At 72.1% G+C, this 25181-nt stretch carries 17 protein-coding genes; 11 read left to right on the top strand and 6 right to left on the bottom strand.

All coding sequences use genetic code 11. The annotated features are described in order from the left end of the window. The first annotated feature begins 58 nt into the window (after positions 1 to 58). The 4 genes from ABGB21_RS19005 (at position 59) to ABGB21_RS18990 (ending at position 4285) form a co-directional block, all read left to right on the top strand. Positions 59 to 1063, top strand: a complete 1005-nt coding sequence (locus ABGB21_RS19005) for a sugar ABC transporter permease (protein ID WP_347678781.1) — start codon at positions 59 to 61, stop codon at positions 1061 to 1063. Between the two features lie 115 nt (positions 1064 to 1178). Further along, positions 1179 to 2015 (top strand): carbohydrate ABC transporter permease, encoded by an 837-nt coding sequence (locus ABGB21_RS19000; protein ID WP_347652284.1) that lies wholly within the window; start codon positions 1179 to 1181, stop codon positions 2013 to 2015. Positions 2016 to 2021: 6 nt separating this feature from the next. Next, positions 2022 to 3230 carry a sn-glycerol-3-phosphate ABC transporter ATP-binding protein UgpC gene (gene ugpC / locus ABGB21_RS18995; RefSeq protein WP_347678779.1) on the top strand — a complete coding sequence of 403 codons (1209 nt, stop codon included), beginning with the start codon at positions 2022 to 2024 and terminating at the stop codon, positions 3228 to 3230. Positions 3231 to 3412: 182 nt separating this feature from the next. Further along, the gene (locus ABGB21_RS18990; protein ID WP_347652282.1) at positions 3413 to 4285 is read left to right on the top strand and encodes a DMT family transporter; all 873 of its coding nucleotides are present in this window, start codon (positions 3413 to 3415) and stop codon (positions 4283 to 4285) included. Between the two features lie 96 nt (positions 4286 to 4381). Here ABGB21_RS18990 and ABGB21_RS18985 read toward each other — a convergent pair whose 3' ends face one another. Continuing rightward, positions 4382 to 5026: a GNAT family N-acetyltransferase gene (locus tag ABGB21_RS18985; RefSeq protein WP_347678777.1), complete on the bottom strand. Its 645-nt coding sequence runs from the start codon at positions 5024 to 5026 to the stop codon at positions 4382 to 4384. Between the two features lie 129 nt (positions 5027 to 5155). Here ABGB21_RS18985 and ABGB21_RS18980 point away from each other — a divergent pair, with 129 nt between their 5' ends. Continuing rightward, the gene (locus ABGB21_RS18980) at positions 5156 to 6187 is read left to right on the top strand and encodes a TetR/AcrR family transcriptional regulator C-terminal domain-containing protein (protein ID WP_347678775.1); all 1032 of its coding nucleotides are present in this window, start codon (positions 5156 to 5158) and stop codon (positions 6185 to 6187) included. 80 nt (positions 6188 to 6267) lie between these two features. Here ABGB21_RS18980 and ABGB21_RS18975 read toward each other — a convergent pair whose 3' ends face one another. Next, complete coding sequence (locus tag ABGB21_RS18975; protein ID WP_347652279.1) at positions 6268 to 8415, bottom strand: chorismate-binding protein; 2148 nt, start codon at positions 8413 to 8415, stop codon at positions 6268 to 6270. 321 nt (positions 8416 to 8736) lie between these two features. On the opposite strand from ABGB21_RS18975, the gene ABGB21_RS18970 reads away from it, so the two are divergent. The 3 genes from ABGB21_RS18970 (at position 8737) to ABGB21_RS18960 (ending at position 13234) form a co-directional block, all read left to right on the top strand. Beyond that, on the top strand, positions 8737 to 10107 hold the full coding sequence (locus ABGB21_RS18970) for an FGGY family carbohydrate kinase (protein WP_347678773.1): 1371 nt from the start codon (positions 8737 to 8739) through the stop codon (positions 10105 to 10107). Positions 10108 to 10246: 139 nt separating this feature from the next. After that, complete coding sequence (locus tag ABGB21_RS18965; protein ID WP_347678771.1) at positions 10247 to 12808, top strand: nitrate- and nitrite sensing domain-containing protein; 2562 nt, start codon at positions 10247 to 10249, stop codon at positions 12806 to 12808. A gap of 3 nt (positions 12809 to 12811) precedes the next feature. Beyond that, complete coding sequence (locus ABGB21_RS18960; RefSeq protein WP_347652276.1) at positions 12812 to 13234, top strand: roadblock/LC7 domain-containing protein; 423 nt, start codon at positions 12812 to 12814, stop codon at positions 13232 to 13234. Between the two features lie 48 nt (positions 13235 to 13282). Here the strand turns inward: ABGB21_RS18960 and ABGB21_RS18955 are convergent, their stop codons facing one another. Continuing rightward, entirely contained in the window at positions 13283 to 14311 is a 1029-nt protein-coding gene (locus tag ABGB21_RS18955) for a phosphotransferase (RefSeq protein WP_347678769.1), read from the bottom strand. 73 nt (positions 14312 to 14384) lie between these two features. Continuing rightward, positions 14385 to 15881, bottom strand: a complete 1497-nt coding sequence (locus tag ABGB21_RS18950; protein WP_347678767.1) for a GH1 family beta-glucosidase — start codon at positions 15879 to 15881, stop codon at positions 14385 to 14387. A 1058-nt stretch (positions 15882 to 16939) separates the two neighbouring features. On the opposite strand from ABGB21_RS18950, the gene ABGB21_RS18945 reads away from it, so the two are divergent. From ABGB21_RS18945 to ABGB21_RS18935, 3 genes are all read left to right on the top strand, one after another. Beyond that, on the top strand, positions 16940 to 19849 hold the full coding sequence (locus tag ABGB21_RS18945; protein ID WP_347678765.1) for a glycoside hydrolase family 48 protein: 2910 nt from the start codon (positions 16940 to 16942) through the stop codon (positions 19847 to 19849). A 448-nt stretch (positions 19850 to 20297) separates the two neighbouring features. Further along, positions 20298 to 21203: a phosphatase PAP2 family protein gene (locus ABGB21_RS18940; RefSeq protein ID WP_347652272.1), complete on the top strand. Its 906-nt coding sequence runs from the start codon at positions 20298 to 20300 to the stop codon at positions 21201 to 21203. 26 nt (positions 21204 to 21229) lie between these two features. After that, the gene (locus tag ABGB21_RS18935; RefSeq protein WP_347678763.1) at positions 21230 to 21910 is read left to right on the top strand and encodes a maleylpyruvate isomerase N-terminal domain-containing protein; all 681 of its coding nucleotides are present in this window, start codon (positions 21230 to 21232) and stop codon (positions 21908 to 21910) included. Positions 21911 to 21920: 10 nt separating this feature from the next. Here the strand turns inward: ABGB21_RS18935 and ABGB21_RS18930 are convergent, their stop codons facing one another. Both ABGB21_RS18930 and ABGB21_RS18925 read right to left on the bottom strand, forming a co-directional pair. Next, positions 21921 to 22751, bottom strand: coding sequence for a DUF1028 domain-containing protein (locus tag ABGB21_RS18930; RefSeq protein WP_347678761.1), 831 nt, complete (start codon positions 22749 to 22751; stop codon positions 21921 to 21923). Between the two features lie 54 nt (positions 22752 to 22805). After that, complete coding sequence (locus ABGB21_RS18925; RefSeq protein WP_347678878.1) at positions 22806 to 25169, bottom strand: transglutaminaseTgpA domain-containing protein; 2364 nt, start codon at positions 25167 to 25169, stop codon at positions 22806 to 22808. Between the last annotated feature and the right edge of the window lie 12 nt (positions 25170 to 25181).

Here is a 25181-nt window from a genome sequence, read left to right as displayed (position 1 = left end):
TCATCAGCGGGTGCAGTCGGCCGGGTCATGGCATCGACGAGCGTAGCGAGGAGAGGTCATGACCGAGCGGAGCGAGGTCATCAGCGGGCCGGATGGGTCAGGTCATGACGTCGACGCGGCGCCCCGGGTTCCGGCGCCCCGGGGAGTGGAGCCGACCCGGCCTGGCGGCCGGGCGCGATCGAGCGAGGGTAAGCGGGCCGAGCGCCGGCTCGGCTGGCTGCTCTGCGCCCCGGCGGCGCTGGTGATGCTCGCCGTCACGGCGTACCCGATCCTCTACTCGGTCTGGCTGTCGCTGCAGCGCTTCGACCTGAAGTTCCCGGACGAGCGGAAGTTCGTCGGCCTGGCCAACTACGCGACCGTGCTGACGAACGAGTACTGGTGGACCGCGTTCGGGGTGACCATGTTGATCACTGTGGTGACCGTTGCGGTGGAACTGGTGCTCGGCATGGGGCTGGCCATCGTCATGCACCGGACGATCGTCGGGCGTGGGCTGGTCCGCACGGCGGCGTTGATCCCGTACGGGATCGTCACCGTCGTCGCCGCCTTCTCCTGGCGGTACGCCTGGACGCCCGGCACCGGTTATCTGGCCACCCTCTTCGGCGAGGGGGCTCCGTTGACCGAGCGGGCCAGCGCCCTGGCGATCATCATGGTGGCGGAGATCTGGAAGACCACCCCGTTCATGGCGTTGCTGCTGATGGCAGGGTTGGCGCTGGTGCCCGAGGACCTGCTCAAGGCGGCGTCGATGGACGGCGCCACCGCCTGGCAACGGTTCACCCGGGTGATGCTGCCGGTGATGAAGCCGGCGATCCTGGTGGCGCTGCTGTTCCGCACCCTGGACGCGTTCCGGGTCTTCGACAACATCTACGTGCTGACCGCCGGGGCGAACGAGACCTCGTCGGTGTCGATGCTCGCCTACAACAACCTGATGCGCGGGCTGAACCTCGGGATCGGGTCGACGATGTCGGTGCTGATCTTCCTCACCGTGGCGGTCATCGCGTTCGTCTTCGTGAGGCTCTTCGGCACGGCTGCCCCGGGCAGCTCAGCAGAGGGAGGCCGCCGGTGAGCGCGAGGAGCGTAGCGAAGCGGAGCCCCGCAGTCGCGAACGAAGGGGCGGCTCCGGTGAGCGCGAGGAGCGTAGCGAAGCGGAGCCCCGCAGTCGCGAACGGGAGGAGACACTGATGGCTGCCGACACCACCACCCGTGCCCGGCTGCGGTGGGGACTGCTCGACGTTGTTGTGGTGGTCTTCGCACTGGTCCCGGTGCTCTGGATCGCGTCGTTGTCGTTCAAGACCACCGCGACACTCACCGACGGGAACTTCATCCCCCGGGAGTGGACAGTGGACAACTACCGGACGATCTTCTCCACCGACCAGTTCGTCCGGGCGCTGGTCAACTCGATCGGGATCGCCCTGATCGCCACCGTGATCGCCGTGGTGCTCGGCACGATGGCGGCGTACGCGGTGGCCCGGCTGGACTTCCCGGGCAAGAAGGCGCTGGTCGGGGTCTCCCTGCTGATCGCGATGTTTCCACAGGTCTCTCTCGTCTCGCCGCTGTTCGAGATCGAGCGGTCGGTCGGGCTCTTCGACACCTGGCCGGGGCTGATCCTGCCGTACATCACGTTCGCGTTGCCGTTGGCGATCTACACGCTCTCGGCGTTCTTCAAGCAGATCCCGTGGGATCTGGAGAAGGCCGCCAAGATGGACGGCGCGACCCAGGGGCAGGCGTTCCGTCGGGTGATCGCCCCGCTGGCCGCTCCCGGGGTCTTCACCACCGCGATCCTGGTCTTCATCTTCTGTTGGAACGACTTCCTCTTCGCGATTTCGCTGACCTCCACCGAGCGGTCCCGCACGGTGCCGGTGGCGTTGTCGTTCTTCACCGGGGAGTCGCAGTTCGAGGATCCGACCGGGGCGATCTGTGCCGCCGCCGTGGTGATCACCGTACCGATCATTCTGTTCGTGCTGTTCTTCCAGCGTCGCATCGTCTCCGGCCTGACGTCCGGCGCGGTCAAGGGGTGAATCGTCGTGGCTGACATCGTGCTCGACAAGGTGAGCAAGCAGTTCCCGGACGGCACCACGGCGGTCCGGGACGTCGACCTGGATATCGCCGACGGCGAGTTTGTCATCCTGGTCGGCCCGTCCGGGTGTGGGAAGTCGACCACCCTGAACATGATCGCGGGGCTGGAGGACATCAGCTCCGGTGAGCTGCGGATCGGCGGCGAGCGGATGAACGACCGGGCGCCCCGGGACCGGGACATCGCGATGGTGTTCCAGTCGTACGCCCTGTATCCGAACATGACGGTCCGGGAGAACATGGCCTTCCCGCTCCGGCTCGCCAAGCTCGACAGGGCGACGGTCGAGCAGAAGGTCACCGAGGCGGCCAAGGTGCTGGAGTTGACCGCGCTGCTGGACCGGAAGCCGGCGAACCTCTCCGGCGGCCAGCGCCAGCGGGTGGCGATGGGGCGGGCGATCGTCCGCAGCCCGAAGGCGTTCCTGATGGACGAGCCGCTTTCCAACCTGGACGCCAAGCTCCGGGTGCAGATGCGGACGGTGGTCTCCCGGCTGCAGAAGCAGCTCGGCACCACCACGGTCTACGTCACCCACGACCAGACCGAGGCGATGACGCTCGGCGACCGGGTGGTGATCATGCGGGGCGGCGCGGTGCAGCAGGTCGGTCCGCCCCAGGAGCTGTACGACCACCCGGTCAACCTCTTCGTCGCCGGGTTCATCGGCTCGCCGTCGATGAACTTCCTGCATGCGGCGGTCGAGGAGGGGCAGCTGCGTACCGCGCTCGGTGCGGTGCCGATCGGTGACCGGGTCCGGCGCGAGCTGGAGGCGGAGAACGCACCCCGGGAACTGATCCTGGGGATCCGTCCGGAGCACTTCGAGGACGCGGCTCTGATCGACGACAGTAGCCGGTCCCGGGGCATGGAGTTCGAGGCGCCGGTCGAGATCGTCGAGTCGATGGGCTCCGACAAGTACGTCTACCTGAGCGTGGAGGGGGAGCGGGCCAGCGCGGCCGAGCTGGAGGAGTTGGCCGCGGACGTCGGCGCGGACGAGCTGAGCGGTTCGGGGACGAACCTGGTCACCCGGTTGTCGGCGGAGTCCCCGGTGACCGAGGGGGAGAACCGGCGGATCTGGTTCAACCTGGAGAAGATCCACCTGTTCGATCCGTCGAACGGCCGTAACCTGACTCTGCACGAGGGGCGGTCCGCCGGGGCGCTCGCCACCTGACCCCGTCCTGGCCGGCCGGGCGTTTGTCGTCCCGGCCGGCCAGGATCCGGCACCCTCCGCCGGAGCGCGGACCTGGATCAGGTTCCGTACCAGCCAGAACCGCCGGTCAGCGGAGGCTCGAACACGTAGCGTGATTTTGTGGGTACGGGACCGGCGGTAACCTGGGGCGGCGGAGTCCGGGCGTGATCGTCGCCGCGGTGCTGCTGGCGCTTGTCTCCGCCAGTTGTTTCGCGCTGGGTGCGGCGCTGCAGCAGCGTGCCGCCCGGCGGGAGCCGCAGCACGGGACGTTCGATCCGCGGCTGTTCGTCCGGTTGCTCCGCCGCCGGCGCTGGCTGCTCGCCAAGTCCCCTGATCTCGCCGGCACCGTGCTGCAGGCACTCGCCCTACGGATGGGCCCGCTCACCCTCGTACAGCCCCTCATGATCAGCGGCATGTTCCTGGCGATCCCGCTCGAGGCGGCCCTGGACCATCGGCGGCCCCATCCCCGGGACGTCACGGCGGTCACCTGTTGCGTGTTCGGGTTGGCGGTGTTCCTCGCCGCCGCCCGGCCGAGGGCGGGTGTGTCGGAGCCCTCGCCGACGGGCTGGCTCGGGGTGGGGCTGGTCGGCGTCACACTGATCGCGATCTGTCTGGCCCTCGCCTGCCGGGTCACCGGCGCCCTGCGCGGAACGCTGCTGGGGACCGCCTCCGGGTTGCTCTACGCGGGCACGGCGTCACTGCTCAAGACGTTCGCCGGGCGGGTCTCCGCCGATCCGCTCGCGGTGCTCACCGACTGGCACCTGTACGCGCTCGGCGTGCTCGGGCTGGCGGCGGTGGCGTTGAACCAGAACGCCTTCCAGAACGGTCCGCTCGCCGCGCCGCTGACCGCGATCACCCTGGTCGACCCGGTGGCGAGCGTGCTGATCGGGGTGACCGCCTTCCACGAGACGATGTCGTTCGGCGGCCTGCGGCTGCTGGTCGAGATACCCGCCGTCCTGGCCATGATCTTCGGAATCTGGCTGGCCAGCACCCGCTCCACCGGCCGGGAGGGTTTCGAGGGCGGACAGCCGCGGTAGGGGCGCGGGTGGCCGACCCTGCCCGACGGCGGACAGCTGCCAGCGGGCGCGGAACGGTCGCCGATTCCGGCCGGGCCGCGGCCACCGGTCCGGCCGTCAGCGCTGGCCGACGGGTGGCCGCCACATCGGCTGGATCGCCGGCCCGTCCTCCGGTAGCCGGATCGGGTCGCCGTGGGCCCGGAAGCCGTTCCGCTCGTACAACCGTCGGTTGCGGCGCGAACTCGCCTCCAGGTACGCCCCGACGCCGGCGACGTCGACCAGTTCGAGCTGGTGACGCAGCATCGCGCCGCCGAGTCCGTGGCCGCGCCAGGTCGGCACCACGACCATCTGTTGCAGGTACCAGTGCGGCTCACCTCGGGGATGACGGCGTCGGGTCAGCTCGTTGACCAACGCCATCCGCGGCGCGTACTCGGGACCGTAGGCCCAGGTGAGCCGGGCGAGTTCCTCGGCCGGGTCGGCCGGCGGCGACGGTGCGGGGTCGCCCGGGACGAACTCCCAGCACGACACCCCGGCGATTTCCCCGGAGCCGTGCTGCGCCACCAGCAGTACCCCTGTCGCGAGCATGCCGTCGACCCACGCGGTCGCCTCCCCGGCCCAGGTGGCCGTCCGCTCGTGGCGGGCCGCGCCGTCCGGCACCACCCAGCTGAACACCGCCTCGTCGAGACAACCCTGGCCGAGGGCGCGCAGCACCGCCGGCGCCTCCGCCGACCCGGCTCGGCGTACCGTCACCAGACCGCTCATGATCACCTGCACTCTCGGCGGACCCGTCCGGGCCGTGAACGACGATGGGTACACTGTACGCACTCCGGTGCGGGATGCCAGCCCCGCCGGTGTCAAGGCACTGACGGAACCTCGGGTGAGGAGCGGGCGATGGGCCGGGGTGGGTCGACCCAGCTGGGACTCGCGCACATCGTGCGTGCCGGGATCGGGGTCGCCGACGCGTACGGCCTGGACGCCCTGTCGATGCGCCGGGTCGCCGACGCGCTGGACGCCGGCGTGATGTCCCTCTACCGTCACCTGTCCGGCCGGGCCGAACTGGTCGACCTGATGGTGGAGTCGGTGTTCGGCGAGATCGCCTACCCCGATCCCGGCCCGCCGGGGTGGCGTGCGCGCCTGGCGTGGGCGGCGCGACAGGAGTGGGCGATGTACCAGCGTCACCCCTGGGCGCTGTCGGTCGTCGCGGGCACCCGTCGGCCGCCCCTGGGGCCCAACGTGCTGGCCAACGCCGAGTGGCTGCTGCGGTCCGTCGACGGCCACGGGTTGGACGCCCGGACGATGTTCCAGGTCTACTACGCGGTGAGCGACTACGTGCAGGGCGCGGCCCGGTACGTGCACGGCACGGTCGAGGACGAACGGCGTACCGGGATCAGCGTCGGGCAGTGGTGGGCGGCGAGTACCCCGGAACTGGCCCGGCTGCTGCGGACCGGGCGGTTCCCGACCCTGTCCCGGCTGGTCCCCGAGGCTGGCGGGGCGCCGGAATCCCTGGTCAAGGACTTCGAGTTCGGCCTGCAGCGGGTGCTCGACGGCATCGGGGTGGTGCTCCGGCAGCCGGCACCGGGGATGGCGTCGTCGCCGACGGAAGTAACCAGGTTACCTACCCCGTCGGGCGCGCCGTCCCGCCCCGGAACCCCGTCGGACCTGCTCGCTCGGCGGTGGACCCCGGAACTGCTCGACGTGCTCCGTCGGGGGGAGGCCCGGTTCAGCGACCTCGTCCGGGCCGTCCCGGGGATCTCCCGCCGGGTGCTGGCCGAACGCCTCCGTCAGCTGGCCGACGAAGGGCTGCTGGTCCGGCGGACGGAGCCCGGCCCACCCACCCGGATCAGCTACGCGCTGACCGCCCGGGGCGCTGTGGCGCCGGATGCCGACGGATCGGGGCGTCCGTCGCGCGCCACCGACCGGTGATCCCGCACCGGTGGCCCGGGCGAGGGCTTTCGACCCGCCCGGACCACCGGCTCGACGCTGGCTACCCGCGATGGCGACAGCTATGCCCCGGCGACGCCTCCCGGCCGTCCGGCCGGTGCCACCGCCCCGTCCGCCACCGCCCCGTCCGCTGTGGCGCCGCCCGTACTCGCCCCGCCAGCGGCCGGCAGCAGCCAGCCGAGCAGGTCGGCAAGTACCGCCAGACCGTCGCGGCTCAGCACCGACTCGGGATGGAACTGCACCCCGGCGTACGTCGGACCGCGTAGGCCGTGCACCGCCCCGTCGGCGGAGTCCCGGGCCAGGCGCACCGGCCCGTACCCGGTGCCGACCTCGTCGGCCTCGGCCAGCGCGGTGTAGCTGGAGTAGAAGCCGACCCGTCGGGTCGTACCGAAGAGGTCCACGTCGCGCTGCAGACCCTGGTACGGCGCGGAACGCCGGTGCAGTCGCAGGCCGAGCCGCCCGGCCAGGACCTGGTGCCCGAGGCAGACGCCGAGGGCCGGCTGACCGGTCTCCAGCAGGCTGTCGACGAGGCGGTGCAGCACCGCCATCTTCGGCTCGGTCAGGTCGCCCGGATCCCCGGGCCCCGGGCCGACCACGACCAGGTCGGAGTCGGTCAGGTCGGTGACGGTCCCGTCGGTCAGGTCGGTGGCGGGGCCGTCGGCCGAACCACGGTGCGGCTCCGTCAGCCCGTGCCAGGGGCGCAGCTCCACGGTGAGGCCGAGGGACCGTAGCTGGTGCGCGAGCATGCCGGTGAAGGTGTCCTCCGCGTCGATGATCAACGCCCGCCGACCGACGAGCCGGGGCAGCACGTTCACCCCCGGCCTCCGCTGCTCCAGCCAGAACGGCGCCAGTTCGTGGTTGCGGGCGGCCAGTGCGGCCCGTACCGCCGGATCGTCGGCGAGCCGCAGTTCCGTCGACACGGCCGGCAGCGGCGCCGCCCGATCCGTGCCCACCGCCGGTTCGGCCGGTCCGGGGCGTACCCCAGGCGTGGCGGGTCGGACCCCGACGTCGGCCGGCCGTCCGGCGGTCCGTGGCCCGGCCGCCGGTGGACGCAGCCCGAGGGCGGCCAGCACCCCGGCCGCCTTGGTGTGCGTCTCGGCCACCTCGCCGGCGGCGGTGGAGTGCCGCACCAGGGTCGCGCCGACCGGCACCCGCAGCTCACCGCCCGCGGAGATCTCGGCGGTCCGGATCAGGATCGGCGCGTCCAGGGTCTGCCGGCCGGCCTCGTCGACCCCCAGCAGCGCCAGGACCCCGGCGTAGTAGCCCCGGCCCCGGTCCTCGTGCCGGGCGATGACCCGGCAGGCGTTCTCCATCGGGCTGCCGGTCACGGTGGGCGCGAACATGGTCTGCCGGAGGACCTCCCGGACGTCCAGCGACCCCCGCCCGGCGAGCAGGTACTCGGTGTGGACCAGGTGCGCCATCTCCTTCAGGTACGGCCCGATCACCTGACCACCGTGCTCGGCGACCGTCGCCATCATCTTGAGTTCCTCGTCGAGCACCATGTACAGCTCGTCGATCTCCTTCGGGTCGGCGAGGAACTCCAGCAGGGTGTCCCGGTCCGCCGGCCCGTCCGGGTGTCGGAACGTGCCGCTGATCGGGTTCATCATGACCAGGCCGTCCTCGACGCTGACGTGCCGCTCCGGTGACGCCCCGACCAGGGTCCGGCCGCCGGTGTGCACCAGGAACGTCCAGTAGGCGCCCCGTTCGTCGGTGAGCAGCCGACGCAGCGCGGCCAGCGCCGCCGGCAGCGGCGGTCCGGCCAGTCTGCCCCGGTACGTGCGGTGGATCACGAAGTTGGCGCCCTCGCCCCGCCCGATCTCGTCCCGGAGCACCCGGCCGACGATCTCCGCGTACTCGGGGTCGGAGATGTCGAAGCCGCCGTCGCGGACCGGGACGGTGCTGCCGGGCAGCAGGTCCAGCGCCTCGGCCAGCGGGACCCGGTCGTGCCCGGAGATCCGCAGGCATTCCAGCGGGGCGTTGTCGTCGACGCAGGCGAATCCGCGTTCGGCGATCTGCCGGTACGGCACCAGGGCGAGCGTGCGTGGGCCGGCCGGCCCGGCGCCGAGGGGGATGTCGGCGAGCCGGTCGACGGTGCACAGCGCACCGGTGAAGACCTCGAGGGTGTCGGCGCCCTCCCGGCGTACCAGGGCGAACGGCCCCGGATCGGCGCCGGCGGCGATCGAGGCCAGCAGGTGGCGCAGCTGGGTCATCGGAGGTGTTCCTCTCGGCTGGGGGCCGTCCGGCGTGGTGGCCGGTCCAGGAGAGGAACCATCGGCGGCCGCCACGTGGGCGGCCGCGTCGGGAAAGCTACGCGCGGAGGTCGGCCGCCGGAATGGCGGGCCACCAGGAGTTGAGTCGCGCGAACATGACGGTCAGTGTAGGCGAGCCGGGACGGATCCGGGGCCCCGAACGTGTCACCGACCATCAGGTGGACAACGCCGGCCGTCGGGCCCGCGCCGATCCGGCCCGGAGCCGGACCGACTGGCGTGACCTCGGCATCAGCGGCACGACAACCGGGTACGTTTCGCTCGATGAGCATTCTCGCCTTCGACCTGGGTACGTCGTCCGTGCGTGGCCTGGTGCTGGACGCCGACGCCCGGCCGCTGCCCGGTGCGCTGGCCCGGCGGAAGACCCCGATCACGATCGTGGACGGCGGGGCCGCCACCATCGACGGGCGGGCCTACCTCGACGGGTTCACCCAGTGCCTCGACGAGCTTTCCGCCGCCGGCCACCTCGACGGGGTCGAGCTGGTCGCCACCTCCGCGCAGTGGCACTCGGTGGTGCCGCTCGACCCCGGCGGCGAGCCACTCGGCCCGGTGCTGACCTGGCTCGACACCCGGCCGACCGCGCCGCCCGGGATCCCCGGGCCGGCCGACCCGCACGACTACCACCACCGAACCGGAACCTGGTGGCACCGCTTCTACTGGTCGGTGCGGCTGCCCTGGTTGCGGGAGATGGGCGAGGTCCGCCCGGCACGCTTCGCCGGCCTCGTCGAGTACATCTTCGGCCGGCTGCTCGAGGAACCGGCGATGTCGATCTCCCAGGCGTCCGGCACCGGGCTGCTGGACCTGCGCACCCTCGACTGGGACGTCGAGGCGTGCGAGCTGGCCCGGGTCCGACCGGGCGAGCTGCCGCCGCTGGCCCCGGCGGACTGGCACGGCCGGCTCCGGGCCGAGTACGCCCGTCGCTGGCCGGCGCTGCGGGACGTGCGCTGGACGCCGCCCACCGGCGACGGCGCCGCCTCCAACGTCGGCTCCGCCTGCTACGACACCCGGCGGGCCGCGGTCACCGTCGGCACCTCCGCCGCGGTCCGACTGGTCCAGTCCGCGCCGGCGGACACCGAACTGCCGCCGCTGCCCGACGAGCTCTGGCGGTACCGGGTCGACCACCGGCACGTGATCACCGGGACCGCCTTCTCCGCCGGCGGCAGCCTCTACGCCTGGGCCCGCCGGGAGCTGCGGCTGCCGGAGGGGGCGGCGCTGGACGAGGCGCTGACCCGGATCCCGCCGCACCAGGTGACCCTCCGGGCCGATCCCCGGTTCGGTGGTGACCGTCCACCCGGCCTGGCCCCGGGGGGCTCCGGCAGTGTCGACGGGATCGGTCTCGACACCTCCGCGGTCGAGATCCTGGCCGCGCTGATGGCCGCGTTGTGCGACGAGGTCGGCGTCGGTGTCGCCGCCATCGAGTCCACCCTGGACAACAAGGTCCAGGTGGTACTCGGCGGCGGTGCGATGGCCGCCTCGGCGTGGTGGCGGCACGCGTTCGCCGCCGTGCTGGCGCCGCGCGAGGTGCACCACGTCCCCGATCCGGAGATCGGTGCGGTCGGTGCGGCACTGGTGGCGATCGATCGGCTCGACGGTGCGAAGGGTCGCGAACGTATCGTCCGGACGGACGAGGGCTAGTCAGGACAGCGACAAGATCGCGTCACCGGCAGTATCCTTCCTGAGCTGTTCTGCGTACTGGATCATTGACAGCGGGACCGGGCCTGATTTGAAATGACTCGGCTCCTTGGCGCGCCCGGCATCGAGGACGGTAGGAGGCATGGTGGCTGTGGCCCCGGATCCGTCGTACGGTGCTGTCTCGCGGCACCGTCGACGCCGTCTCGACGTCCGGGTCGTACCGCACCGTCGTCGTTCGCCCTTCCGGTTGCGGGACTGGCGGATGCGTACCAAGCTCGCCGCGGTGCTGGTCGTCCCGTCGGTCGCGTTCCTGCTCATGGCCGGGGTGCAGACCGCCCAGCTGATCGGCCAGGCCGACCAGCTGGACGAGTTCGCCGACCAGGTCCGGGTGGGCAGGGAGATCACCACGCTGGTGCACGAGCTGCAGCGGGAACGGGACCAGACCGCCGGCGAACTGGCCGCACTGAGTCTGACCCCGGGCCGGGTCGAACCGGGACGGCCGCTGCCCGCGCTCGAGCCGCTCTACCCGGTCTCCGACCGGGCCATCGCCCGGTTCCGCGAGGTGGCCGCCCCACTGGCGCTCGGCGAGGCCTCCTGGCGGATCTCCTACGACCGGGCCGACGACGCGCTCAGGCGACTCGCCGACGTCCGGTCGGCGGTGCCGGCCGCCGGCCTGACCCCCGACCCGCTCCTGGCCGAGTACGACCGGGTCATCGAGGTCCTGCTGGTGCTGCTCGCCGAGCCGTCGCCCGGCACCGACCGCCCCGAGTTGACCGACGCCGTCCAGCGGTACGTCGAGTTCGCCCGGCTCAAGGAGGTCAGTTCCCGGATCCGGGCCGAGCTGTACGGGGCCGCCCGCTCCGGTCGGTACGACTCCGTCGACCTGGTCAAACTGGCCGACCTGCGGGCCCAGCAGCTGAGCGGGATCGCCGGCTTCCGGCTGTCGGCGACCGACCGGCAGATCCAGCGGTACGCCGACGCGAGCGCCGACCCCGGCTTCGTGACCGCGATCAAGCTGGAGGAGAGCACCATCGCCTCCGGTCAGCGGGGTGCCGCGCTGCTGAAACCGGCCGAGTGGTGGTCGGCCAGTCAGCACCGGCAGGACCTGCTGCGTCAGGTCGAGTCGGGGGCGCTCGACGACGCGATCGAGGAGGCCGACACCCGCAGCGCGGCGCAACTGCGCCGTACCCTGCTCACCGCCGGCGGGGTGCTGGCGGTCCTGTTGGCCGCCCTGCTCACCTCGGTCGCCATCGGCCGGTCCATCGCCCGGTCGCTGCGCATCCTGCGGAGCCAGGCGTTGCGGGTCGCCCAGGTGGAGCTGCCCGAGACGCTGGAACGGCTCCGGACCGCAGACCCGGCGACCGCCCAGATCGACGTACCGCCGGCCGACGTGCGGTCGATGGACGAGATCGGCGAGGTCGCCGAGGCGTTCGTCGCGGTGCACCGCAGCGCGGTGACGGTGGCCCTGGAGCAGGCGACGATGCGCCGGCACGTCAACGCGATGTTCGTCAACCTCGCCCGGCGCAGCCAGGTGCTGGTCGAACGCCAACTGGAGTTGCTGGACGAACTGGAGCAGGACGAGCGGGACCCGGACCAGTTGGCGAACCTGTTCAAGCTCGACCATCTCGCGGCCCGGATGCGGCGTAACGACGACAGCCTGCTGGTGCTGGCCGGGACCGAGGCGACCCGGCGGTGGAACCGGCCGGTGCCGCTCTCCACGGTCCTGCTGGCCGCGGTCGCCGAGATCGAGCAGTACCAGCGGATCCGGCACACCGCACCCGACGGCCTGTACGTCGTCGGGCACGCCGTCGCTGACCTCGTCCACCTGCTCGCCGAGCTGTTGGAGAACGCGTCGGCGTTCTCCCGACCGGACACCGTGGTGCAGATCGACGCGGCCGCCCATCCGGACGGCAGTGTGCTGGTGCAGATCGTCGACGAGGGTCTGGGTATGAGTCCGACGTCGCTGCGGGAGGCGAACGAGGTACTCGCGGTGCCGCCGGCGGCCGACGTCGCCGCCTCCGAACGGATGGGCCTCTTCGTGGTCAGCCACCTGGCCGCCCGCCAGCAGGTACGGGTGGCGCTGGCCCCCACCGGCCGGGGTGGTCTGGTGGCCAGCGTGCGGTTGCCGACCAGCCTGTTGGCACCGGCCCCGACGACGGAGCAGGGCCGTGGCCCGGGCCGGCGGATGCTCGCCACCGTCGCCGGTTCCCACAGCGGTCAGCCGTCGGCGGTCCGGGCCGCCACTTCGGACGTCGTCCCGTCCGGACCGGGCCTGCCCGCCGTCCGGCCGGTACGGGAGATCCCGACCCGGGCCGAGGACGTGCTCGGCGCGGCCGGCCCGGTCGGGGCACCGCCGAGCACCTGGTGGTCCCGGCAGGGCCGGTCCACGGCGGGCGTTACGGTGTCGGCGGCCGGGGCGGCCGACACCCCGGTGGTGCCCGCCGCCGGCAACGCCCCGCCCGCGATACCGGTGACCGGTGGGGTGAACTCCCGGGGCCTGCCGATCCGGGTGCCGATGGCCCAGCTGCCGACCAACTCCGGCCCGAGCCAGCCGAAAGTCCCCAGACCGCGCGAGGAGCCGGATCCGGACCAGGTGGGCGGGATGTTGTCGCGGTACTACCGCGGCGTCCGGCAGGCCGAGGCCGAGGACACGATGGTGATACCGATGACGCCGGTGGGCGTTCGCACCGAAGAGGAGAAATAGGTATTGAGCACGCTCAGTCAAGCGGCGAAGGATCTGAACTGGCTGGTCAGCGGTTTCACCGAGCGGGTGCCGGGGGTGGCGCACGCCATCGTCGTCTCCGCCGACGGGCTGCTGGTGGCGGTCTCCGAGCACCTGCCCCGGGACCACGCGGACAAGCTCTCCGCGGTGACCTCGGGACTGTCCAGCATCACCACCGGCGCCGCGGAGATGTTCGACGGTGACATCGTCAAGCAGACCGTGGTCGAGATGGGCCGCGGCTACTTCCTGGTCATGCAGATCCGGGACGGTTCGATCCTGGCGGTGCTGGCTGCCAAGGAGGCCGACATCGGTGTGGTGGGATACGAGATGGCGAAGTTGGCGAAGGCGGCGGGCGAGATGCTGACCCCGGCGCTGCGGGCGGAACTGCAGCAGGCGTTGCCCCGCTGACCGGACGAGGCCGGCCGGCGGGGCGGCGCCTGCCGCGTTCCGCCGGTCTCACCGCACCGGCGTCCGGTCCAGCCCGTCGAGCTGTGCCTCCAGCAGCCCGGCGAGCCAGCTCTCGAACTCGGCCCGCTCCGGGCCGTCCCAGCCCCGGGTGGCTCCCTCGATACACATGATCAGGTACAGGTAGCACGTGTAGAGGGCGAGCCGGCGGCGGCCGGAGTCGGTCAGGTCGAGCCGGCCGTGTCCGGCCGACGCGTACCCGTCGAGGATCTCCGGCTCGTCGTCGAGGTTCCGGAACAGGGTCAGCGAGACCAGTTCGGCCAGCGGGTCGCCGAAGAACGCCCGTTCGCCGTCGATCAGCCCGGTGACCCGGGCCGGGCCGGTGTTGCCGGCCTCGACGAAGACGTTGCCGTCCCAGAGGTCGAAGTGGACCAGTGCGGGGCGGCGTACCTCGTCGAGCACGTCGGCGTGCCGCCGGAGCAGTTCGCGGATCTGCGAGGGCGTACGGGGCAGGGTGCTGCCCAGTCGTACGGCGTCGTCGAGGATGTCGTCGACCATCGCGCCGAACGCGGCCCGCCAGGACGGCTGCCAGCTGCGGCTGCCCCGCAGCGGGTAGCCGTAGGCCGGGCCGGTGACGGTGTGCAGGAGGGCCGCGTGTGCGGCGATCTCCCCGCGGACGGCGGCGACCTGTGCCGGGGTCAGACTCTCCCGGACCTGGCGCAGGTCCGCGCCGGGGATCCGGCTGAGGAAGATGACGTCGGTGTTGATCATCTCCCGGCCGAAGTCGGCGTGGACCACCTCCGGCACCGGCACCCCGACCTGGCCGGCGCGGCGGTAGAAGTCCGCCTCGGTGCGCATCAGGTCGACCTCGTGGCTGAGCAGTTTGAGGTCGGGCGGCGGTGCCACCTTGAGCACGAGGTCGGTGCCGTCGGTGAGGGTGACCCCGTACGCCGCGTTGTAGGTCCCGCCGGTCAGTTCGCTCCAGGTGTCGACCTCGCCCCGGTCACCGAAGGAGCGATGGACCAGCATCCGGAGTTCGGTGTCGGTGACGTGTCGGCGGGTCAGGGTCTGTACTTCCATGGATCCTCCAGGTGGCGGTGCGGTCGGGTGGCGGATCGCCGCCCGGGTGGTGGCCGGTACGCCGGTCAGGAGGTCAGATGGCGTTGTCCGCGATCACACCTCGGTACCAGTGTGCGCTGCGCTTGAGAACCCGTCGCTGGGTGGGGAAGTCGACGTAGATCAGCCCCCAGCGCTGCTCGTACCCCTCGTTCCACTCGAAGTTGTCCATCAGCGACCAGACGTGGTAGCTCTCCAGCGGCACCCCGTCGGCGATCGCCCGGTGTACGGCGGCGAGGTGGTCGCGGAGGAACTCGATCCGGGCCGGGTCGTCCACGGTCCCGTCGGCGCCCAGTACGTCGGGGGTGGGCAGACCGTTCTCGGTGATGGTGAGCGGGACGTCGCCGTAGTCCCGGGTCACCCGGGTCAGGATGTCGTACATCCCGTCGGGGAAGATCTGCTGCCAGCTCGCCATCGAGGTCGGCCACTTGCGAATGGTGCCGCCGGCGGCGGTGACGTAGAGCGGGGTGTAGTACTGCACCGCGAGCAGGTCCACCGGGGCCGAGATGATCCGCAGGTCACCGTCGCGGATGCCCTGCACCAGCCGGCTGTCCGGCCCGAGGTCGGCGAGCACGTCCGCCGGGTACGCACCCTTGAAGATCGGGTCGAGGTAGAGCCGGTTCTCGTATCCGTCGTAGAGCCGGGTGGCCTCCGCGACGCCGTCGCTGTCGTCCGCCGGGTAGCAGGGGTGCAGGTTCAGCGCGGCGCCGATCCGGCTGTCGGCGCCGGTGGCGCGCAGTGCCTGTACGGCGAGTCCGTGCGCGAGCTGCAGATGGTGGGCGACCAGGTAGGCCGCGCTGGGGTTGCGCAGGCCGGGCGCGTGGTGGCCGCCCAGGTAGCCGTTCTGGACGACGGTCTTGGGCTCGTTGATGGTGAGCCAGACCGGAACCGTGTCGCCGAGCGCCTCGAAGACGGCCTCGGCGTAGTCGGCGAAGCGGTAGGCGACGTCCCGGGACTCCCAGCCGCCACCGTCCTGGAGGGACTGTGGCAGGTCCCAGTGGAAGAGGGTGGCCATCGGCGCGATGCCCCGCTGGTGCAGGCCGTCCACCAGGCGCCGGTAGAAGTCCAGGCCGCGCTGGTTGGGCGTACCGGTGCCGTCGGCCTGGATCCGGGGCCAGGAGATGGAGAAGCGGTACGTGGCGAGCCCGAGCTCCTGCATCAGGTCGAGGTCGCCGAGGTAGCGGTGGTAGTGGTCGGCGGCGACGTCGCCGGTGTCGCCGTTGCGGACCCGACCCGGGGTGTGGCTGAAGGTGTCCCAGACCGACTCGCCGCGGCCGTCCTCCTTGGCCGCGCCCTCGATCTGGTACGCCGAGGTGGCCGCGCCCCAGCCGAAGCCCTCGGGGAAGCGCAGTCCGAGGCGCGCCTCGGGCGAGGTACGTCGCTCGGGGTCGGACTCGGCGTCGCAGCCGGTGAGTGTCGCGCCGGTGCCCGCAGCGGCGGTGGCGGCCGAGCCGACCGACAGGCGGCTGGCTGGAACGGCGCTGGCGGATAACGCGGCGCGGCGCAGCAGATGCCGCCGGGTCAGTACGGACATGCTGTCTCCTCGTGTGTGGGGCCCTCCGCAGATGGCCGGGAGCGCTCCCATGGAGAAGGGTAAGTGATCCCTGGGCCGGTTGCGTATGGGATGTTCGGGTGGCAATGGCGGGTCTGGGCCTCGTCCATTGCCCGTCCCCACGTGCGCCATGAGCAAGGCGACCGGGCGTCGCGTCGCGACGGGGCCGGTCGCCGGGGAATGTCGATGGCGCGGTCGGAGCACCGGTTCGACGCCGGGGCGTGGTACCGATGACCGATGCACCCCCCTTGTGGTCGGGGGGTAGTGTGGGGACGGGGAGGGCAACCCCCGTCCCCACCGTGAGTTACCAACACGCACGAGCGGAATTGGCGTCCAGGTCGTGCGTGCCGCGCGGGAGCCGGGCCACGCGAGTGGCTCTGGTTCCACCTCCTCTCGACGGTGGTGTCGCGGCTGGCGGCGGAGTCCGGGCTGGCCCGCCGTCAGCCCTAGTGGCTGAGTGGTCGGCGGCTACCTCGCCGGAGCGGGTAACCTGCCAACGGGAGTGCGGACGATTGGTCGGGCCGACGTCCGCGAGCTCCGTGGTGGTGCGGATACAAGCTACTTACATCCTCATCAATGGAAGCGCTCCCATCGACGTTGGTTGGACTGTAGCCCGCGTCACGGGTTTGTGAAAGACCCAAAATAAGATCGAAACATCTGGCCAACGTCGAGGAAACTCCGTTGTGCCCGGACCGGTCGACAAGTGTCCAGGTCAGAACGGCTCCCGACCGTCTTTTCAGGATCATGGAACCGCTCCCACTTGATGCGGGAGCGCTCCCATGCAAGACTGTCGAACTATCGCGCCAGGGAGCCACACCGACGCGATCGCGGGCCGCCGAGGGCATCCGAACATCGGTACGGCGCCCACCCACCGGAGCCGCCACGTCCGGCGCCTCCTCCGGCGTCTGCCGACCCCGGTCCGGGACGGGTTGACCACCACCATCCCGGCGCCTTCCCACCCACGCGCACCGCTCCGGCTCCACGCGCAGGAGGCGCCTCGCCGCGGCACCGCCGCGGCTGGTCCGCGAGGAGATGCACGAATGAAGTTGAGGTCAGCAAGACGCCGGATAGCGGTGGCCGCCGCCGGCGTACTGGTGGTGGGGGGTGTCGCTGTCGCACCTGGGGTCGCCCAGGCCGCCCCCGGCTGCGACGTCACCTACACCGCCAACAGTTGGGGGAGCGGATTCACCGCGTCCGTGACGATCCGCAACGTCGGCGACCCGATGACCAGCTGGCGTCTCGGGTTCACCTTCCCGGGCAACCAGCGGGTCACCCAGGGCTGGTCGGCCAACTGGACCCAGTCCGGCGCGAACGTCACCGCGACGAACATGTCCTGGAACGGCAACCTCGCCACCGGCGCGTCGACCACGATCGGATTCAACGGTTCGTACTCCGGGACCAACACCAGTCCCACCTCGTTCACCGTGAACGGCGTCGCCTGCAACGGTGCGCAGAACACCGCGCCGACCGTCGACATCACCAGCCCGGCGAACAACGCGAGCTTCACCGCACCGGCCGACGTCACCGTCACCGCGACCGCCAGCGACGCCGAGGGCCCCGTCGACCGCGTCGAGTTCTACCGCAACGGCCTGCTGGTCGGCACCGACACGACCGCGCCGTACAGCTACACCAACACCGCCCTGCCGGCCGGCACGTACACCGCCCAGGCCCGGGCGTACGACAGCGCCGGCCTGGCCGGCACCGACGAGGTGGCCTTCACCGTCACCGGCACCAGCCAGGCCAGCGTGGTCACCCCCGCGACGCTCGCCCTCGCCGAAGGCGCCAGCGGCCAGCTGAACGTCAAGCTCAGCGCCGCGCCGACCAGCAACGTCACCGTCTCGCTGAGCAAGACCGGCGACGCCGACGTCACGCTCGGCGCGACCAGCGCGACGATCACCCCGCAGAACTGGAGCACCGGGGTCAACGTCGCGGTCAACGCCGCCCAGGACGCGGACGACACCAACGACACCGCGACCATCACGGCCAGCGCCAGCGGTCGTACGCCGTCGGTGACCCAGGTGACCGTCAGCGACGACGAGGGCGGCGGCCCCAGCGGCGAGTACGGCGAAGAGTTCATGGAGCTGTACAACAAGATCAAGGCTCCGGGCAACGGCTACTTCAGCCCCGAGGGCGTGCCGTACCACTCGATCGAGACGCTGCTGGTCGAGGCCCCGGACCACGGTCACGAGACCACCTCCGAGGCGTTCAGCTACTGGCTCTTCCTCGAGGCGATGTACGGCCGGACCACCGGCCAGTGGGGCCCGTTCAACCAGGCCTGGCAGGTCATGGACCGGTACATCATCCCGTCCGAGACCCAGTCGAACTACAACCCGAGTGACCCGGCCGACTACGCGCCCGAGGCCAACCGGCCCGACCTCTACCCGCAGCAGGGCGGCAAGCTCGACGCCAGCGTGCAGGTCGGTCAGGACCCGATCGCGCAGGAGCTGCAGTCCACCTACAACAGCGGCCGGGTCTACGGCATGCACTGGCTGCTCGACGTGGACAACGTCTACGGCTACGGCCGGTGCGGCGACGGCACCACCAAGCCGGCGTACATCAACACCTACCAGCGGGGCCCGCAGGAGTCGGTCTTCGAGACCGTTCCGCACCCCTCCTGCGAGACCTTCGAACACGGCGGACCGAACGGCTACCTGCCGATCTTCATCGGTGACTCGTCCTACGCCCAGCAGTGGCGCTACACCAACGCCCCGGACGCCGACGCCCGCGCCGTGCAGGCCGCGTACTGGGCACTGAAGTGGGCCAAGGAGCAGGGCGCGGAGAGCCAGATCTCGGCCACCATCGCCAACGCCGCCAAGATGGGCGACTACCTGCGCTACTCGATGTACGACAAGTACTTCAAGCAGCCCGGGTGCGCCTCACCGTCCTGCGCCACCGGCACCGGCAAGAACAGCGCGGCGTACCTGCTCTCCTGGTACTACGCCTGGGGTGGCTCGCAGGGTGGCAGCAGCAGCTGGTCGTGGCGGATCGGCTCCAGCCACAACCACGGCGGCTACCAGAACCCGTTTGCGGCCTGGGCGCTGTCCAACGTGACCGAGCTGATCCCGCGGTCGCCGACGGCCCGCCAGGACTGGCAGACCAGCCTCGACCGGCAGCTCGACTTCTACACCTGGCTGCAGTCCGCCGACGGGGCCATCGCCGGCGGGGCCACCAACAGCTGGAACGGCGACTACAGTGCCCGGCCGTCCGGCGTGCCGACCTTCTACGGCATGGTGTACGACGAGAAGCCGGTCTACCACGACCCGCCGTCGAACCAGTGGTTCGGCTTCCAGGCGTGGAGCCTCGGCCGGGTCGCCGAGCTCTACAACGAGACCGGCAACGCCAAGGCCAAGGCGATCCTGGACAAGTGGGTGCCCTGGGCGATCGCGAACACGACCGTCGACGGTGCCACCTACCAGATCCCGTCGACGCTGCGCTGGTCCGGCCAGCCGGGCGGCAGCTGGAGCGCCGGCACCACGTCGGTCAACAACGCCAACCTGCGGGTCGAGGTCCTCGACCACACCCAGGACGTCGGCGTCGCCGGCGCGTACGCCCGAGTCCTGGTGCACTACGCCGCCCGGTCCGGCAACGCCCAGGCGGCCGCGACCGCCAAGGCGCTGCTCGACGCCGTCCTGCAGCACAAGGACGACAAGGGTGTGGCGGTGCCGGAGACGAAGGCGGACTACAACCGCTTCGACGACACCTACAACAGCAGCACCGGACAGGGCCTCTACATCCCGTCCGGGTTCACCGGAACCATGCCGAACGGCGACCCGATCAACTCCAACTCGACGTTCCTGAGCATCCGGTCGTTCCTCGAGGACGACCCGGACTGGCCGAAGGTGGAGTCGTACCTGAACGGCGGCCCGGTGCCGACCTTCACGTACCACCGGTTCTGGGCTCAGATCGACGTCGCGATGGCGTTGCACGACTACGACCGGCTGCTCGGCTGACGCCGGTCGACAGACGGGCCTGATTCCCACGGTCAGGCCACCCGTGGCGGGTCCGGCCGGATTGGCCAACGCAGCGATCCGGTCGGCCCGCCACTCCCCACCCGGGGCGGGCTCCCCGGGCGGGACCCCAGCACCGACCTGCGGGCGGGCGACACGACGTCGCCCGCCCGCGGCGTCTCCCCACCGGCCTCCCGGGCCCGTCCCCGGCCTCCGGCTGAGTTTCCAGTCAGCTGGGCGTGCCGTACGGGGGCGGAGGGAGTATTCTGGCGGGCAGAGGGAGAGGCCGCTTCCCCCGTGGCGGCCTCTCCCTCTGCTGTTTCCCCACGGCTTCTCCGACGGGTGCGACCGCGCCCCGCACCGCCGCCGGCATACCGCCCGCCACCAGGCGAATCGCGACCCGACCGGGGTCGCCGTGCGGAGCACCGGATGCCCGACTACGGTTTCCGCCATGAGCGGGCGGAAGACGGTCCTGACGGCGGGTTGGCTCGGCTTGTCGACCCTGCTACAGGTGGTGGTCCTCGTCGCGGTCTGGTGGTTCGCCGTCCGCACCGAGCATGGTCAACTGCTCGACACGATCGCGCTCACCGGTAACTCCATCGGCCAGCACCGGATCGTGGGAGTGGTCGGCGGCGTACTCAACGCGGTCTCCCTGCTGTCGTTGCTGGCCGCCACCGTCGTGATCGGATTCATCGCGTTGATCCGGGGCCGGATCGGGCTGGCGGTGGTGACCATCGTGCTCATCGCCGGCGCGAACCTGACCACCCAGGCGCTCAAGTACGTCATCGAGCGGCCCGACTTCGGCATCGACCCGGAGCGGGCGGCGGCCGGCAACAGCCTGCCCAGTGGCCACACCACGGTCGCCGCCTCGGTCGCGATCGCGCTGGTGATGGTCCTGCCGCCGCGACTGCGCGGCCTGGGCGCCCTGCTCGGCGCCGGCTACGCCGCGGCCGCCGGCGTGGCCACCCTGTCCGCCGGTTGGCACCGGCCGAGTGACGCGGTCGCCGCCCTGCTCGTGGTGGGCGCGTGGGGGAGCCTGGCCAGCCTGGTCCTGCTGCTGGTCCAGGGCGACACCGTGCAGGTGGAGCCCGGTGACGGACACCTGGTGGTCCGAAACGTGCTCGCGATCGGTGGCCTGGTCCTGGTGGTCGCGGCGGCGGTCGCGATCGGCTGGACGGACGGCGAGCGGATGACCCCGATCGAGGAGTTCGGCCGGCGACGGCTCCTCGTCGCGTACGCGGGCAGCGCCGCCGGCATCGCCGGTACCGCCGCGCTGGTGATGGCGTTGGTGCTGCGTACGGTGCACCGGGTGGTGCCCCGACGCATCAATCGACCCGACCCGGCGGCGACGGAATGACGGATCTTGGCGGGTAGGGTCGCGACATGCGAACCCGCGACGCCTTCCGCGCCGAGGCCGGGCGACTGTCGGAGGTGCTCGGCGGGCTCACCGAGGCCGACCTCGACCGCCCCACCGGCTGCCCACCCTGGTCGGTCCGCGACCTGCTCGGGCACGTACGTACCGGCGCCGGCCGGATCGTCGGCATGCTCGCCCAACCGGCACCGGCCCGGGCCGAGGTCGACCCGGCCAGCTACTTCGGGCCGGCCAAGTTCACTCCCGAAACCGACACGGCCCGGATCGACGCCGCGCGCCGGGACGGCAGCGGTTTCACCACCGGCCGCGAACTCGCCGCCGACTTCGACCGCACCTGGCGCGAGGCGTACGACGTCACGGGTCGGGTGCCAGGGGAGCGGGTGGTCCGGACCCGGCACGGGGATCCGATGACCGTCGACGACTTCCTGGCCACCCGGGTGGTGGAGTTGGGCGTACACGGGCTGGACCTGGCGGCGGCCCTCGACCGGGAGCCGTGGCTGACCCCACCGGCCGCCGAACTCGTCGCCGGGCTGCTCACCGACGCCGCCGGCCCGGCCGGGGCCGGGCTCACCGACGAGCTGGGCTGGGACCGGTTGACACTGATCGCCAAGGCGACCGGCCGCTCGCCGCTGACCCGAGCCGAACAACAGGTGGTCGACCGCCGGGGCGTGCGCTGGCCCGCCTTCGGTTGACCTCGGTCGGTCAGCTTCTGCGGAGGTGGGCCAGGACCACCGGGTCGATTCTGGCCGGGACGATCCGCTCCTCCAGGTTCTCCACGCCGGCCCAGGCGGCGAGCCGGGCGTCCAGCCCGGAGCCGTCGTCCGGGTGACCGGCGGCGGCGAGCAGCGTGGACACCTCGTCGGCGAGCGCGCCGGTCAGGTCGAGCAGGGTCGCCGGATCCGGCTTGCCGAAGAGCATGGTGTGCACCCCGAGTAGCCGTCCGAGTTCGGCCACCGGGTCAGGATGGTCGTCGACCCGCAGATCCACCACGACGTCGCTGCCGCCGCCGTAGCCGCCGCCCCGGGCCACCACCAGCAGTGCGGCGCTCTGCCGACCGCGCCGGTCACCGCCGGCCAGGTCACCGGCCCGGAGCGCGCCGAGCAGCCGCTCCGTGAAACCGTGGTCGGTCAGCCCCAGCCAGGCGTCGCGCATCTCGTCGACAACCTGCGGACCGGCCAGGATGTTGCCCTGGACCGCCCAGCCGTCGCCGGCCTGCCCACCGGCCCAGTCGTGGCACTCCGGCCCGGTCCAGCTGGCACCGGCACCGTCCGCGCCGACCACCCCGAGCTGGCGCTGTGCCCGCCCACCGTCGGCGGCGACGAGTCCGGCCACCACGTCGGCGGCGGCCACCCCGGTACGGAGCAGGGCGAGCCCCTGCGGACGGTAGGCCAGGTTGGCGTGCGCCTGGGTGGCGATCGCGCCGACCTCGGCCTCGGCGGCCGGTACCAGGGCACCGACCCCGAGGAACTTGCTGGCCACGGCGACACCGTGCATCCGGCCGTCGTCGGAGCGAGCCACGATCGAGAACGTCACGCGGCGAGACTACAACCCCGTCCACGGGTACCGAGCCCCCGCCCGAGGATGTCGTCAGTCCCGCCAGCGGAGCGGGCCGGGATGCAGGGACCAGACCAGCCGTCGCCACCAGGACCGCTTCGCCCGCAGCTCGGCGGCGTACGCCAGAGCCAGGTCGGCGGCCCGTCGCGCCTGCTCGTCGGTGGCGACGGCCGGCGCGAACGCGGCCAGGTTGACCAACTCGGCCAGGTCGTCGACACCGGGTACCGCCGGCCGGAGCCCACCGGTCGACGGTCCGGCCCCGACGCCGCCCGAGGGTTCCGATCCCGCCTCCGGGCCCGGCGGCAGCGGCTGCCCCGGCTCCCGCAGGCTCGACCGGGCGTGGGCGGCCACCTCGGTGGCGGCCAGATGCTCCGGCACCGGCCTGCCGGCCAGCCGCAGTGCGTCGGTCAGCTCCCGCCACGCCCCGGCGATCCGCTGGGCCGGCGGACCGTCGGCGAGTCGACGGCGACGTTGGGCCCGCCGCATCCCGACCACGACCAGGGCCAACCCGGTCAGCACCAGCAGCAGGCCGCCGGTGCCGCCACCGACCAGCACCGGTACGCCCGGTCCACCGCCGCCGCCCGGCGCGGCCACCGCCTCCGCCGACGCCTCCGGGGTCGCCTCCGGCGGCGGGGTGGCCTCCTCCGGCGGCGGCGTCGGATCCTCCGGCTCCGGCTTGAACTCGTCCTCCACCGGTCGGGGTCGGGTGTTCGGCAGCGGCAGCGGGTTGAACGCCACCCAGCCGAGACCCTCGAAGAGCACCTCCGGCCAGGCCAGCGCGTCCGCGCCGTGGACCGGGCCGGTACCGGTCGGCGAGTTGAAGCCGACCACCACCCGGGTCGGCAGACCCATCATCCGGCCGAGCACCGCGTACGCGGCGGCGAACTGTTCGGAGGTGCCGCGCTGCCCGCCCCCGTTCGGCGGTCCGAAGAGGAAGAACGCCAGGTTGGGATAGGCGTGCCCGCTCGGCGCGTCGTCGACCACCCGGTAGTGCTCGGCGAGGTACGTCTCGATCGCGATCGCTCGGTCGTACGGGGCGCCGTTCTCCTCGGCCAACTGGTCAGCGAGGCGCTGCACCTGCTCGGGCGCGCCCGGCTCGACCCGGAGGAACCGGGCCACCGCGTCCCCGAACGGCACGTTCGCCGCCGGCAGCAGGTTGTAGTCGGGGTGTTCCCGTTCCGAGCTGACCGTGTAGCGCAGACCCTCGGTCAGCCCCTCCGGGCGGATCAGGGTGCCGCTGGCCTGCTCGTACGCCACCCGGGAACCGGTCACCTCGCGAGGTGTCGGGACCGCAGGCAGGAGCCGGCCGCTGAGCTCCCTGATGGTGATCTCCTGCTCGATCCGGTCCACCGCGGCCGGCTCCGGCACCTGCTCCGTGGCCGGCAGCACCCGCCCCGCGTTGCGGTAGGTGCCGCCGACCCGCCAGGTCACCCCGTCGTAGTCACTGAGTACGGCGAGCCGGATCCGTACCGCACGCGACTGCTCGGCGAGGTCCTGCTCGTCGGCCGGTTCGCCGTCCTCGGGCGGCTCCTCCTCGCCGTCACCGGCAGCCGGCTCGGTGGGCGGCGGCTCGTCCGGTGGCGGTGCGCCGGTGGTCCGTACCTCGAGCAGGGTCTGCTCCGGATGCAGTGCCCAGCCGGAGATCCGGATCAGCGGGTTCTCGTCCAGACTCTCCACCTGCGGCGGCTCGACGTAGCGACGCGGGTCGACCGGGGTGGCGCCGACCTGCCGGGCCACCACCGGGGCCACCACGGCGGCGAGCCCGACCACCACGACCAGCCCGACGGCGGTGCTGGCGGCGGTCCGCAACCGCAGCGCGGCCCGGACCGCCGGCGTCAGGCCGGCCCCGGCGTCGGCCCCGTTCGCCGGGCCACGCCGGTCGGGTCGTCCGCCGGTGGCCAGCGCCAACGCGGCCGCGCCGGCGAAGGCGACGGTCAGCCACGGTGTCGACTCGGCGTTCGGGCCGACGACGTAGAGCGCCCCGGCGTACAGGGCGACCGGGGCGGCGAGCCCGAGCAGCACCCTCGCCGCCCGGATCCCCACCTCGGCGGCGGCGAGTCCGGCCAGCCAGGCCGCGACCACCGGCACGATCACGGTGTCCGGGGTCGGCTCGATCGGGATCAGCGCGGTCAGCAGCCGGGGGATGCCGTTGCGGACCGCGTCGGCGGCGACGTCGGGCAGTCCGCCGGGCAGGTCGGCCCGTCGGGCGGTGAACCAGAGCGTGAAACCCGTGTAGCCGAGCAGGGCCAGCACCGAGAGCGGGGCGACCAGCCAGGACGGCGCCCGCCGGGTGGCCAGGCTGACCCCGACCGCGCCGACCGCCGCGCCGAGGACCAGCTGGCCGAGCAGCGGTCCGGCGTACACCCGGCCGAGCACGGCACCGGCGAGCCCGATCATCACGACCAGCGC

The sequence above is a fragment of the Plantactinospora sp. B24E8 genome, assembly GCF_039871735.1.
Classification (GTDB): domain Bacteria; phylum Actinomycetota; class Actinomycetes; order Mycobacteriales; family Micromonosporaceae; genus Plantactinospora.
This window is presented reverse-complemented; position numbering and strand designations above follow the sequence as displayed.

Coding starts and splice junctions, on each gene's coding strand:
- ABGB21_RS18935 (WP_347678763.1), top strand. CDS start 21,230: ATGCGAACCCGCGACGCCTTCCGCGCCGAGGCCGGGCGACTGTCGGAG.
- ABGB21_RS18965 (WP_347678771.1), top strand. CDS start 10,247: ATGGTGGCTGTGGCCCCGGATCCGTCGTACGGTGCTGTCTCGCGGCAC.
- ABGB21_RS19000 (WP_347652284.1), top strand. CDS start 1,179: ATGGCTGCCGACACCACCACCCGTGCCCGGCTGCGGTGGGGACTGCTC.
- ABGB21_RS18945 (WP_347678765.1), top strand. CDS start 16,940: ATGAAGTTGAGGTCAGCAAGACGCCGGATAGCGGTGGCCGCCGCCGGC.
- ABGB21_RS18975 (WP_347652279.1), bottom strand. CDS start 8,415: ATGACCCAGCTGCGCCACCTGCTGGCCTCGATCGCCGCCGGCGCCGAT.
- ABGB21_RS18940 (WP_347652272.1), top strand. CDS start 20,298: ATGAGCGGGCGGAAGACGGTCCTGACGGCGGGTTGGCTCGGCTTGTCG.
- ABGB21_RS18925 (WP_347678878.1), bottom strand. CDS start 25,169: ATGATCGGGCTCGCCGGTGCCGTGCTCGGCCGGGTGTACGCCGGACCG.
- ABGB21_RS18985 (WP_347678777.1), bottom strand. CDS start 5,026: ATGAGCGGTCTGGTGACGGTACGCCGAGCCGGGTCGGCGGAGGCGCCG.
- ABGB21_RS18955 (WP_347678769.1), bottom strand. CDS start 14,311: ATGGAAGTACAGACCCTGACCCGCCGACACGTCACCGACACCGAACTC.
- ABGB21_RS18980 (WP_347678775.1), top strand. CDS start 5,156: ATGGGCCGGGGTGGGTCGACCCAGCTGGGACTCGCGCACATCGTGCGT.
- ABGB21_RS19005 (WP_347678781.1), top strand. CDS start 59: ATGACCGAGCGGAGCGAGGTCATCAGCGGGCCGGATGGGTCAGGTCAT.
- ABGB21_RS18970 (WP_347678773.1), top strand. CDS start 8,737: ATGAGCATTCTCGCCTTCGACCTGGGTACGTCGTCCGTGCGTGGCCTG.
- ABGB21_RS18950 (WP_347678767.1), bottom strand. CDS start 15,881: ATGTCCGTACTGACCCGGCGGCATCTGCTGCGCCGCGCCGCGTTATCC.